At 43.0% G+C, this 12,852-nt stretch carries 11 protein-coding genes; 3 read left to right on the forward strand and 8 right to left on the reverse strand.

Features of this window, described 5'->3' with window-relative positions; genetic code table 11:
• Positions 1 to 4 precede the first annotated feature (4 nt).
• Positions 5 to 577, reverse strand: coding sequence for a DNA-3-methyladenine glycosylase I (locus EO126_RS03235; protein WP_006555184.1), 573 nt, complete (start codon positions 575 to 577; stop codon positions 5 to 7).
• Between the two features lie 213 nt (positions 578 to 790).
• On the opposite strand from EO126_RS03235, the gene dcuC reads away from it, so the two are divergent.
• The 3 genes from dcuC to EO126_RS03250 all read left to right on the forward strand — a co-directional run bounded on the left by dcuC (position 791) and on the right by EO126_RS03250 (position 4,939).
• Positions 791 to 2,074: a C4-dicarboxylate transporter DcuC gene (gene dcuC / locus EO126_RS03240; protein WP_225723657.1), complete on the forward strand. Its 1,284-nt coding sequence runs from the start codon at positions 791 to 793 to the stop codon at positions 2,072 to 2,074.
• Positions 2,075 to 2,196: 122 nt separating this feature from the next.
• The gene (locus EO126_RS03245) at positions 2,197 to 3,318 is read left to right on the forward strand and encodes a M20/M25/M40 family metallo-hydrolase (RefSeq protein WP_127007536.1); all 1,122 of its coding nucleotides are present in this window, start codon (positions 2,197 to 2,199) and stop codon (positions 3,316 to 3,318) included.
• 256 nt (positions 3,319 to 3,574) lie between these two features.
• Positions 3,575 to 4,939 carry an MATE family efflux transporter gene (locus EO126_RS03250; RefSeq protein WP_006555187.1) on the forward strand — a complete coding sequence of 455 codons (1,365 nt, stop codon included), beginning with the start codon at positions 3,575 to 3,577 and terminating at the stop codon, positions 4,937 to 4,939.
• 180 nt (positions 4,940 to 5,119) lie between these two features.
• On the opposite strand, the gene EO126_RS03255 is transcribed toward EO126_RS03250, so the two are convergent.
• From EO126_RS03255 to EO126_RS03285, 7 genes are all read right to left on the reverse strand, one after another.
• Positions 5,120 to 6,433: an amidohydrolase gene (locus EO126_RS03255; RefSeq protein ID WP_006555188.1), complete on the reverse strand. Its 1,314-nt coding sequence runs from the start codon at positions 6,431 to 6,433 to the stop codon at positions 5,120 to 5,122.
• 213 nt (positions 6,434 to 6,646) lie between these two features.
• Positions 6,647 to 7,666: a cytochrome d ubiquinol oxidase subunit II gene (cydB, locus tag EO126_RS03260; protein WP_006555189.1), complete on the reverse strand. Its 1,020-nt coding sequence runs from the start codon at positions 7,664 to 7,666 to the stop codon at positions 6,647 to 6,649.
• A complete protein-coding gene (locus tag EO126_RS03265; RefSeq protein WP_127007538.1) occupies positions 7,657 to 9,036 on the reverse strand; it encodes a cytochrome ubiquinol oxidase subunit I in 1,380 nt (459 codons plus the stop codon). Before EO126_RS03265 ends, cydB begins: the two co-directional genes overlap by 10 nt.
• Positions 9,037 to 9,053: 17 nt before the next feature.
• Positions 9,054 to 9,518, reverse strand: coding sequence for an RrF2 family transcriptional regulator (locus tag EO126_RS03270; protein ID WP_006555191.1), 465 nt, complete (start codon positions 9,516 to 9,518; stop codon positions 9,054 to 9,056).
• Between the two features lie 218 nt (positions 9,519 to 9,736).
• Positions 9,737 to 10,738 (reverse strand): inorganic phosphate transporter, encoded by a 1,002-nt coding sequence (locus EO126_RS03275; RefSeq protein ID WP_040770724.1) that lies wholly within the window; start codon positions 10,736 to 10,738, stop codon positions 9,737 to 9,739.
• Positions 10,731 to 11,360, reverse strand: coding sequence for a DUF47 domain-containing protein (locus EO126_RS03280; RefSeq protein ID WP_006555193.1), 630 nt, complete (start codon positions 11,358 to 11,360; stop codon positions 10,731 to 10,733). Before EO126_RS03280 ends, EO126_RS03275 begins: the two co-directional genes overlap by 8 nt.
• A gap of 30 nt (positions 11,361 to 11,390) precedes the next feature.
• A complete protein-coding gene (locus EO126_RS03285; protein WP_006555194.1) occupies positions 11,391 to 11,888 on the reverse strand; it encodes a MogA/MoaB family molybdenum cofactor biosynthesis protein in 498 nt (165 codons plus the stop codon).
• Between the last annotated feature and the right edge of the window lie 964 nt (positions 11,889 to 12,852).

Genomic DNA, 12,852 nt, shown 5'->3' on the forward strand with positions numbered 1-12,852 from the left:
CCTCCTACTTCGTTAATCGTTCATAACAAGGACAAGTTATAATATGGTCATTAATCATACCGATAGCCTGCAAAAAGGAATACACAATTGTAGGACCTACAAAAGTAAATCCCCGTTTTTTCAAGTCCTTACTGATCTGTTCCGCCAACGGTGTCATGGCCGGCACATCCGCCTCAGTCTGCCAATGACCGACTATGCTCGCTCCATTGGTGTACGCCCTAATATAAGCATCAAAAGAACCGAACTCAGCCTGGATTTGCTTAAAAGCCACAGCATTTTTTCTAAGAGATGCTATCTTAAGTCGATTACGAATAATATTCGGATTCTCCAAAAGTTTAGCTTCTTTGACCGGCGTATAAGCTGCCAACGTATTAATATCAAAGCCGTCAAACGCTTCACGCATGGCTTCGCGTCGTTTTAATACTAAAGTCCAACTGAGACCGGCCTGCATAGTTTCCAGAATTAAAAATTCAAATAAGATACTATCCTCATGAGTCGGTACGCCCCACTCCGTATCGTGATACAGTTGCTCTTCCGGACTGCGAGCAGCCCAAGCACATTGCCTTACTTCGGTCATTCTTATGTCTCCCTATGAAAAACAGCACATTATATACATAATTGCAAATACGCAATTTATATATTTAATTGAAAACGTTCATAACATATGTGAAATTAGCATAGTTAAAATAATATTTTATCATTTAAATATGGCATTTTTTTCGAATTTAGCCTATAGTAATATTATACCATGTTATATAGTAGTGGGGTATTTCTTACGGAGGTGTTACCTATGATGCAATTGACAGGTGGTATTATTGTAATCATCGCTTTTGCCGCCATCATTAGAAAGTATGAAACTCGCACCGTATTACTCATAGCCGGCGCGCTTATGTGTTTCATCGGTGGCGTAATGGGTCAATTCATGGACTCATTTGTAAAAACCATGATTCACGGCTCCTTAGTTCCAACTATTTGTACCGTAATGGGCTTTGCCTTCGTTATGAAGCATACGGAATGCGACCAACATTTAGTGCATGCATTATCAGGCCTTATTTCTAAAAGCCATGCCATTATCATTCCGTTGGCTATGCTCGTAACTTGGTGGCTCAACATCGCTGTTACCAGTGCGGCCGGTGCCGCCGCTGCCATCGGCAGTATCTTAATTCCTGCTTTAATCGCCGCCGGGGTCCATCCTGCTATGGCCGGTGCCGCTATTCTAGCCGGCACTTGGGGTAGTGCCATCAGCCCGGGCAATACACACGTAGCGTTCATTTCTAAAATGGCTAACGTAGATGTAATGTTCGTTGTGCTTGAAACAGCTTTACCGGCTATTATCGCTTCCCTCGTGGTAGCTGTAGTTCTTACCGTTATGGCTGCGATTCGTAAAGAAGGACCTAGCAGAGCTCGTCAAGAAGCACTTGCTGAACAAGGTACCGCTTCTATCGTAGGCCAATTTAAAGTAAACGGCCTTAAAGCACTGGCTCCGATTGTGCCACTCGTTATCTTAGTTGTTACTAATCTTAATATTGCAGCACTCAAAGACTTGGGTATTGCTAAAGTAAGTGTACCGGCCGCTATGATTATCGGCTGTGTGGTGGCTCTTATTATTGCTCGTGCTAATCCACAAGAAGTAACCAAAGACGTCTTCAAAGGGATGGGCGAGGCGTATGGCAGCATCATCGGTCTTATCATCGCCGCTGCCGTATTCACTAAGGGCATGCAGGCTATGGGGCTCACTGATGCCTTATTGACCTATATGAAAGACTCCCAATCCGTTGCTAAACTGGCCGGTAGTTTCGGACCGTTTATCATCGCCATCTTAAGTGGTTCCGGCGACGCAGCAGCTCTTGCCTTCAACGGTGCCATTACACCGCATGCAGCCAGCTTCGGTATGAATATGGTTGACCTTGGTTCGTTAGCACAGATTTCCGGCGCCATCGGTCGTTCTACTTCCCCGGTAGCCGGCGCGGCCATCATTTGTGCAACCTTAGCCAATGTTGGTCCTATGGAACTTGCTAAACGTAATATCGTGCCAATGTTGGCCGGTGTTATTACATTCCTTATTTTATTCTAAGTTGAAAACGCCCCCTTTTTACTATATAAACCCGGTACTATTTAATTATTCTTTTTTGCTCTCACAATTAATTTCTTAATTTTATTCTCTCATTTTTTCTATTCTTATTTTAGGAGGTTCTCATGATCCAAGAAAAGCGTATCCTTGATGAATTCTTAGAATTGATTCAAATCCCTTGCTCCACTCTTAAAGAACGTGAAATTGCCGACTTACTCACTAAACGTTTGGAAGATCTTGGCTTCACGGTTGAAGAAGACAATGCCGGTGAAAAATTAGGCGGCAATGCGGGCAACTTGGTGGCTACACGCAAGGGTAATGTACCGTCGGCCCCCATGATTATGCTGACGGCTCACATGGACTGCGTAGAACCTTGCACAAATATTAAACCGCAAATCAAAGACGGCCTCATCACCTCTGACGGCACCACGATTCTCGGCGGTGACGATAAAGCCGGCGTAGTAGCTATCTTGGAAGCTTTGCGCGTCGTTAAAGAAGATAATATTCCTCACGGCGATATGCAAGTTGTATTTACCATTGCCGAAGAAGGCGGTGTAAACGGATCCAAAAACATGGACTTCTCCTTACTCAAAGCTAAATTGGGCTATACCTTTGATACATCCGGAGCACCGGGGCGCATCGTACATAAAGCACCGGGGCAAAACAAAGTGCGTGCAACTATTACCGGTAAAGCTGCCCATGCCGGCAATGCGCCCGAAAAAGGCATCAACGCCATCGTAGCAGCCGGTCATATTTTGACAAAATTACCGCAAGGCCGTATCGATGAAGAAACAACGTGCAACATCGGTACTATCAGCGGCGGTCGAGCTACCAATATTGTAGCGGAAGAAGCGGTTATTTTCATGGAAACCCGCAGCCGCAACAAAGAAAAATTAGCCAAATTAACCGACGAAGTAGTAGCTATTTTTGAACAAGGTGCCAAAGATACCAATACGTCCATTAAAATAGAAGTATTACCGGCGTACGATCCTTTTGATGTACCGGTTGATTCTGAAACGATTCGCGCGGCTTCCGATGCAGCCAAAGAGTTAAACTTCGCCGTTAATGTCGTAGAATCCGGTGGCGGCAGTGATGCCAGCTTCTTCAATGCCAATGGTGTGCCGACAGCCGTACTCGGTGTAGGCATGACGAATGTTCATACCAAGGAAGAATGCATTAAGGAAGAAGATTTGTATAACTCTGCTCGTTTAGCCTTGCAAATTATCAAAGAAGCCGCTAAACAATAAGAGCCATATAATTTATAACAAAGTGCCTCGGTCTTTTTAGGCCGAGGTATTTTTATGGACATTCGTCCAATAGCCATGCCTATAGACTTTTTAGTCGTTCTATGTTAAAGTTAAATATATAGTTCAATTAATTATAATTTAAATTTGGTAATAATTATCTTACCCGGTGTCACCGGATACGGGTAAGCAGCATCAATGCATCTATCGTAGGTCTTAGAAGATAGATACTTTGGTGCTTTTTTTGAGGTATCATCGCATGGAACAACATCTTTATACTACTTTATTCAGTAAAATAAAACATTTCGTCGCCTTGACTATACCCATTATCTTGACTCAATTTGCTATTACGGGCGGCTCTTTCGTCTCGGTCGTATTAACCGGCCAATACAGCACCGTAGATCTGGCGGGTATGTCCGTAGGCTTTAATCTATGGACCGCCTGTTATTTCGGCATTCTGGGCATTCATTTAGGCATATCGCCCATCATCGCTCAACTCTTGGGAGCCAATCGGAAAAAAAATATTCCGACCATTATCTATCACGGCTTAATTTTGAGTGTATCGTTTTTCCTACTTCTCATTTTCTTGGGCACCACGATTCTGGACCCGATTCTCCTCAGCCTAAATTTGGAACCGAAAGCTTACGAAGTCTGTTGGCAATATTTAAAAGCCATCTCTTGGGGGCTCTTGCCGCTCATTTTGACTTGTGTATTACGTAATACCGTCGACTGTCACGGTTATACACGTTACACCATGTATATCATCATGTGTGGGCTGGTCATTCACATCTTCCTCGATTACAGTCTGATTCTCGGCTATTTCGGCTTCCCTGCTATGGGTGCTCTCGGCGCCGGTATCGCTACTGTCGTTGCCTATTGGTTTAATTTTATAGCTTTCGTCACTGTTTTAATATTCGGTAAAACTTTTAAAAACTATCACTTATTCCGTAATCCTTTCAAGTTTGATTTCTATTATATCCGTGAACAATTGCGCCTCGGTATTCCTATCGGCCTTGCTATTTTTGCAGAAAGTAGTATCTTCAGCCTCGCCGGCATCGCTGCTACGGCCTACGGTACTAAAATCATTGCAGCTCATCAGGCGGCTATAAGTTTCACCTCCCTATTTTACGGTGTGCCGCTGAGTATCGGGATTGCCGCGACCATTACGGTCGGTTATGCCGTCGGTGCCAAAGATTTACACATGGCCAAAACCTATTCCTACATAGCCCGTGGTCTGGCCGTTGTATTGGCACTCAGTATTTGTCTTTACACATTTACCAATTTGCCTAGAATCGCCGGCTATTATACGAATGACCCGAGCATGGTCGACTTAATCGGCAGTTTCCTCAGTTATGCCGTATTTTTCACGGTTATCGACGCCCTGGGTACCCCGATTCAAGGTATTCTACGCGGTTACAAAGATGTACGCATCATTTCAATCATCGCTTTGGCCAGCTTCTGCGGTACCAGTATTCCCATTGCCGCCTTCTTCACCTTTGTCCTTAACTACGGCCCGTACGCCATCTGGATTGGTCTCTTAGGCAGTACTACTATTGCAGCCTTCCTCTTTACCTGGCGCGTTTGGTACATCCAAAATAAAAAGTTTAAGATTATAAACGCTTAGTCTGTTACTTTTGAAAAAGTGCCTCAGCACGCTTTCCCCACAATTACATATAAATAAAAAGCCTCAGCCCATCGGTTTTTACCCGATGGGCTGAGGCTTTTTATTTATTTAGTTTTACAAATCAATTTTGAGCTACGACAAATCACCGCAGGACAAACTCAATTGCATGTAAAAATTATCTTATTTACTACCTTGCAAATAGGATTCCACCAGGGCACCAGTGAAAGCAATGCCGTTAATCATATCCTTTTCGTCAATATCAAACTTAGGATTATGGTGTGGCGCCGGAATAGCTGAGCCTAAAATCATGTAGGTCGCGCGTCCGCCTTTACCGATTACCCGTTCCAAGAAATAAGCACAGTCTTCACTGCCGCCCCCTTCGTTGACTAATGGTACATCTTTAAAAATGCCCAAATCTTTGGCAATCACTTGTACTGCTTTGGCTAAATCTTCCGAATTGATACAAGCCGGTGCACTGCCCATTTCCTTGATTTCAACTTCATTTTCGTACATAGCGGCTGCCCCGTTCAATACTTCATAAGCTCGTTTGCAAATGTAGTCATTGACTTCGCCGGTAGCACCGCGTGTTTCAATCTGTAAGTAAGCTCGGTCCGGAATAACATTGCGACCGGTACCGGATTCCAACACACCCACGTTAATACAGGAATTGCCCTTGGAATGGCGAGAAATAGCTTGCAAATTCAATGCTGCCGTACAAGCGGCCAATAAAGCATTTTTACCGAGTTCCGGTGAACCGCCTGCATGAGAGGAATAACCTTTAAAAGTCACGTCCATTTTAGTGGTAGCCAAGAAACCGTTATTTAAACAAGCGAGGCAGCCCGCAATATCCTTATTGATACCGATGTGCATACCGAAGAAAATATCTACATCATCAACTACGCCGGCATCCGCCATAGATTTGGCACCACGTACCCCTTCTTCAGCAGGCTGTAAAATTAATTTAAAGGTACCGTGCAGGCCGTCTTTATGTGTTGCAATATATTCGGCCAAGCCTAAAGCCATCGTCAAATGAGCGTCATGACCGCAAGCATGCATCGCTTTTGCATGTTGCGATACAAATCCTTCTTTTACAGGTAAATGATTGTCGTCTTGTGATTCCATTACATCATTAGAGTCTATATCAGCTCGAAAGGCTACTGTAGGGCCTTTATTGTCAAAATGTAAAGTCGCCACCATACCGGTAAAACCATAACCCATGGCTTCGACCCATTTGGGATTAGCTCCCTCTTTAAGGGCCCGATCCATAGCCGCTTTCATAACGGCTTCGTCAGGCAGACCCATACGGGAATCGGCTTTAACTACCTCTTTACCCACTTTAAGGTCATAACCAAGCGCCGTCAAACGATCGGCCGCCATAGCGGCCGTACGATATTCCAGCCAACCGGGTTCCGGATGCTGATGCAAATCACGCCGCATAGCTATAAATTTTTCCCGATTATCATTGGCAAAGTCAATACTCTTATACTTACTCATACAGACCCCTCCTCCTAATACCATAACTTGAATATTTTCAACTACTTACTTCTATATTACCACACTTAGAGGACATTTGTAATATTATAATGAAATTTAACCGGGCATATAGTCACTCAAATGCAAACAGACAAAAAAGAAAAGCGCACCTTGCGGTACGCTTTTCATCATCCTTATTACAAAACTCAATTCGCTAATAAGGTTACTATTTAATTAATAGTGTAAATCGTCAGGGCTTACACGATGACGGAATGTCCAGTAAGTCCAACCTTGGTAGATTAATACGATTGGTACGAAGATAAGAGCAACAATCGTCATTAACGTTAACGTATATTCGGAAGAAGATGCGTTTTTAATCGTTAAGCTCCAAGCAGGATTTAAGCTGGAAACCATGATACGTGGGAACAAGCCTGCAAAGTAAGCAGCTGTTACGGAGATAATGCTCAAGCAGCTGAATACGAAGCCCATACCCGGACGACGTACGCGAGTAAAGCCCCAAGAGATCAAGAAGAATACGATGCAAAGTGCAAACGCAACTGTCGCGATCATGCTGTTAAACAAATCAGTGAAGTAGTAAGTAGCGCCTACTAATACAAGCGCGCCTACAGCTGTAATAACGCCTTCTACCAAAGCGGTAGCACGAGCGCGTTCAGAGATAGGGCCGGTCGTTTTAATAGCCGTATACAAAGCACCATGGTAAACGAATACCAAAATGAATGCCAAACCGCAAAGGATTGTATAAGGGCTGAGTAAATCGAAGAAACCGCCTACGAAGTTCATCTGACCATCGATTGGTGTACCTTGAATCAAGTTACCTACAGTAACGCCCCAAAGAAGAGCAGGAATCAAAGAACCGAAGAAAATGCAATAGTCAAATGTTTTACGCCAAGTCAAAGATTTGTCTTTGCTGCGGAATTCGAAAGCAACACCACGAGCAATTAAAGCTGCCAACATTAAGAATAACGCTAAGTAGAAACCACTGAATAAAGTAGCATATACATGTGGGAAAGATGCAAATGTTGCACCACCGGCCGTAATCATCCATACCTGGTTACCGTCCCATACAGGACCTACGGTATTAATCATTTGGCGACGTTCCACATCAGTTTTACCTAAGAAAGGAAGTAAGATGCCTACGCCGTAGTCAAATCCTTCCAGTGTGAAAAATCCTGCGAATAATACGCAAACGAGGATGAACCACACTACGTCTAAGTTTTGTAAAATTACTTCCATAATGCTGCCTCCTCTCCAACGTCATGAGATGGATTGCCTTCAGGACCTTTTTTGATGTGTTTTACAGCTAAGTAAATAGCTGCGATTGCTGCTAATACATATACAGCAGAGAAGCCGATAATTGTAGTCCAAACTTCGCCGGCTGTTACGGTGCTCGATACACCGTCAGCTGTTTTCTGTAAACCGTAAACGATCCATGGTTGACGGCCCATTTCAGCTACATACCAACCGGTTGCATTAGCAATGTAAGGGAACGGCAACATCCAGAACACGAGGTTCAACATGCCGCGAGATTGTTCCAATTTACCGGCGCGGTTCATAGCAAATGCGATGATTGCTACCAACAATACTAAGCTGCCGGAGAATACCATGGCACGGAAAGACCAGTACATAGAAGTTACATGTGGTACATAGTCCCCAGGACCATATTTCTGTTCATCAGCTTTTTGAAGGTCTTTCATACCTTTCATTTCGCCGTTGAAATCATCAGTCGCTACGAAGCTGAGCAAGCCAGGGATTTCGATAGCACTGTGAGTAACCTGATTTTTTTCATCAATAGTTGCAAATAAGCTGAATGGAGCGCCTTTAGTAGTATCCCAAAGACCTTCAACAGATGCAATTTTCATAGGTTGAACTTTAGTTACATATTGACCGTGTAAATGACCGGCACCGGCAACCAAAATACCACCGATAATGGTGAAAACCAAACCCCATTTAATAGAGCGTTTGTAGAAATCCAACGCATTGTTGCGAAGAATGTGCCAAGCACTGATAGAGGCGATAATTACGCCGGCAGTCATAAGACCGTCAAAGAAAATATGGCTGTATTGGCCCGGTACATAACCGTTGCTTAAAATCATGCTGAAATCTTGCATTTCCGCACGACCGTTACGGATAACATAGCCAACCGGATGTTGCATAAAGGAGCTGGCAACCAAAATCCAGAAAGCGGATAAGTTGGTACCGATAGCTACCAATACGGCTACAACCGCATGAGCTTTAGCGGACAATTTGTCCCAGCCAAAAATCCAAGCACCCATAAAAGTGGATTCAAGGAAGAAAGCCGTCAAGGCTTCCAAAGCAAGTGGTGCGCCGAAGATATCGCCCATGAAACGGGAATATTCAGCCCAGTTCATACCGAAGTGGAACTCCTGTACGATACCGGTTACAACACCCATGGCAAAATTGATTAAAAATAATTTCCCCCAGAACTTTGCCATTTTTTTGTAAACTTCATTGTTTGTCGATACATAGGCAATTTCCATAACTGCAACGACAACTGTCATCCCGAGAGTTACCGGAACGAACAGCCAGTGATAGATCGATGTCAAGGCAAATTGCCATCGAGCTAACATTAATGCTTCCATCATACGTAAAACCTCCTCACTTATAAATCGCGCGCTTGCGCCTTCGATGGACAAACTCTCTGTAAATGTATTTCTCGTTCACGTTTTGCCAAGGTTTCAAAATCAACGGCTTTCAGTTCTTGAACTAAATGACCTTGAATATGACAAAATTGTTCTTGTACCGAACAATTACCGTAACAACCACGGGAACAAGTTTCACTATCGTATAAACAACGCTGCAAATACGTAGCACCCTCTACAGCTTCTATAACATCTAATAAGGTGATATCTTTAGGTTTACGTGCTAAGGCAAAACCGCCATCCACACCGCGGAACGATTGCATAATATTGCCTGATATTAGATTTCTCATAATTTTGAGAAGAAACCGATCCGGAATTTTCTGCGCTTTGGCGAGCTCTCCGCCGGTGATTCTAGTCCCATTGGGCAGGAGCGACATATGCAAAACCATTCGGAATGCATAATCAGTTGCTTGGTTAAGTTTCATTGTGACCCCCTAAATCCTAATTCGAATCATTATCCCTATAATTCGCTTTTCCTTTTTCAAGACTGAACAATACAATCTTAGTATACATTGAGTTCACAAAAAAATGCCCGTAATCAGAGCATTTTTTCTATTACCTACATTATAGTAAATACAGTGTGGAATTGCAATATCATATACCATTTAAATTTAAAAGATATATATTCAAATTTATATAATTTTTATAGTATTTGACGAATCCCGTCAATCACCAAATAAGCGATACCGGATACAATTGCACTTAACGGAATGGTCACAAACCAAGCCAGCACCATGGAACGCGCCACGCCCCAGTTCACCGCTTTTACACGTTTAGCCGTCCCTACCCCCATAATCGAACCGCTTACTACGTGCGTGGTCGATACCGGTAAATGTAAAAAGGTAGCCGTAAAAATCGTGATAGCAGAGTTTAAGTCAGCCGCAAAACCATTAATACTTTCTAATTTAAAAATCTTAGTACCCATGGTACTGATAATACGCCAGCCGCCGGCTGCCGTACCTAATGCCATAGCCGTTGCACAGGCTACTTTTACCCAAGTCGGAACGTCTAAGGTATCGATGTAGCCGCCGCTGAGCAAAGTCAAGGTAATAATCCCCATTGCCTTCTGTGCGTCATTGGACCCGTGTGAGAAAGCCATTAGCGTGGCCGATAATAATTGCATATTACGGAAACGGTCATTCAAGGCAATCGGTGAAAAGCTGCCGAACATGAACAACAAGATGTGCATGATAATATAGCCTAAAATCATGGCAATAATCGGTGATAAAATAAGGGACAAGAAAATTTTCCCGATACCGTTAAAATTGAGTGCCTCATGGCCTACGGCGACCATAACGGCCCCGATAACACCGCCGATAAGCGCGTGTGACGAAGAACTTGGAATTCCGTACCACCAGGTTACCAAATTCCACACGATGGCGCCTAATAAGGCCGCACTGATAACTTCCGCATTAATTAAATTGGCGGACATAACGAGGTCACCGCCGATAGTTTTAGCTACGCCGGTGCTGACGAGCGCCCCCACAAAATTGAGTACCGCCGTCATCATAACTGCTTTTTTAGGGGAAATAGCCCGCGTCGATACGGATGTGGCAATAGCATTGGCCGTATCATGGAACCCGTTAATATAGTCAAAAGCCAATGCTAAGAGCACTACTATCCATACAAACCAATGATCAAGCATACTTTAACACAACCCGGCGGAATGTACCTACCAAATCCTCACAGCCGTCAATAACGGCTTCCATTGAATTAAGGATTTCCTTCCATTTGATAATCTCAATCGGATCTTTGCAATCACGGAATAAGATGGCCATTTCTTCGTGATATACAGCATCTGCTTCTTCTTCTAAACGAAGAACTTCAAGTACACGACCTTCTACGCGTACATGGTTTTTCTTGAGACTGTTCATATAAGAAATGGATTTAGTAATATGTTTTAAACATTTCTGTACAATTTCAATTAAGCGAATGGCCCCTTTTGTAGGCTGACCTACGTTGTACATGCACATTTTATCCATAATGTCTTTCATACTGTCCAATGTAATATCCAATTGTTCAATAAGTTGTTGGATATCTTCACGATCCATTGGGGTAATAAAGGTAGAACGCAATTGCTCGATTGTCTGGTTCACCAATTGATCGGCTTCTTTTTCTTTCTGATTGATTACGCGGAGTGCTTCTTCTTTAGGTAATTCATTTTTAAATGCTTGCTCCATAACAACGGCTGCGTCATGGCACAGCGTAACATGATTGTTTAAAATGTTGAAAAATTTTTCTTCCTTGCCTTTTAAATGAAAAGCCATAATATCCTCCATAACTTATGATTTACGGTGTTATTTATTGATTTCAAAAACTAAATGACGAATTTCGGGCAATACTAATTTAGTTATACCGAGGGTAACTGCACCAACCGAACCGGGCAAAGAAATTAGCAATACATCGGAACTTACACCGGCTGTTGCTCGCGACGCAATAGCTCTGGTTCCGATATCTTCGGTAAAACTTAAATATCTGAATAATTCACCAAATCCCGGAATAATTTTTGTACACAGTGACTTCACTGCTTCAATCGATACATCGCATTTGGCTATGCCTGTACCACCGGTTAAAATTACGGCATCCAAATTTTCAATGGCAATCCAACGTTGCAATACTTCGGAAATTCTTGTAAAATCATCAGGTACAATCGTCCTGACTTTTACAATATGACCTCCTTCCTCAACTAGTTGAACAACCGTGTCACCACCCTTATCGGTTTCCGGCGTACGGGTATCCGATACGGTCAAAACGCCTAGTACAAGGGGACGTTCTGAGACTTCTTGTAAGGACATGTTCGACTCCTCCACACAAAAACATTTTACACTTTCTTGATAATTTACAAAGCCTTTACTCTTAGTATAACACGAATTGGCAATTAGGGTTAACAGCATAATACTTTTAATTTGTAAAGTTTATGTAAAAATTCGGTTTTTGTAAATCTGAGATGAACTATTGTCAATAAAACATAAAAGAGCCTACATCTGAGGTGTACATTTCCTCTGATGCAGGCTCTTTTCGTTCGTTTTTTTACAAACTATAAATCAATATTTTATGAAAAACACTAACCGGTTTTACATTATTTTTTTACACGAACACGTTCAATTGTCGGATTACCGTTTTGTCCGTACGAATATTTAAGAGTAACCATATTACGTCGCTCGCTGCTGCCAAGGATACGATATGATGGTTCTATGTACTGTAATGGGGTAAGCCTCTATTGATTTAGGAGTTCTCCACATTGCTTCGCTCGCTGCGGTTTGTGTTAATTAGTCATGCTGAGTATGTTCGCTCTAATCAGCGACTACCTATCATTCTCGCTATCGCTCGAAAGAAAGTGATGCAATACGATTTGTGCGTCGCTTTGCTCCTTCAAATCGTTTGCCCTACTTTTCCCATGGCCAAGGCCTGGTCGGATAGGTAGTCAATAGAATAAAAAAGACACACCTTTCGGTGTGTCCTTTAAGTCAATCAGCGACTACCTATGTGTTCGGGCCTGTGGATTTTGCAAAGCAAAATCTTACGTCCCGAACTACGCGATGCTCTATGTTTTATGCGTCGCTACGCTCCTTTAAAACATGAGCCCTGCGTATCCCACGCCGCTATTGTACCTTGTACTTCCTGCACACCTCTACAATGTTGGCTGGAAGCTGGCCTGATGAGGCACGTAGTGACTCATCAGTAAAAAAAAGACGGCCATACCATTCGGTATGACCGTCTTTTCTTATTAATCAGCGACTACCTATCCTCCCAGGCCGC

Source organism: Veillonella seminalis, from assembly GCF_003992065.1.
GTDB lineage: Bacteria > Bacillota > Negativicutes > Veillonellales > Veillonellaceae > Veillonella_A > Veillonella_A seminalis.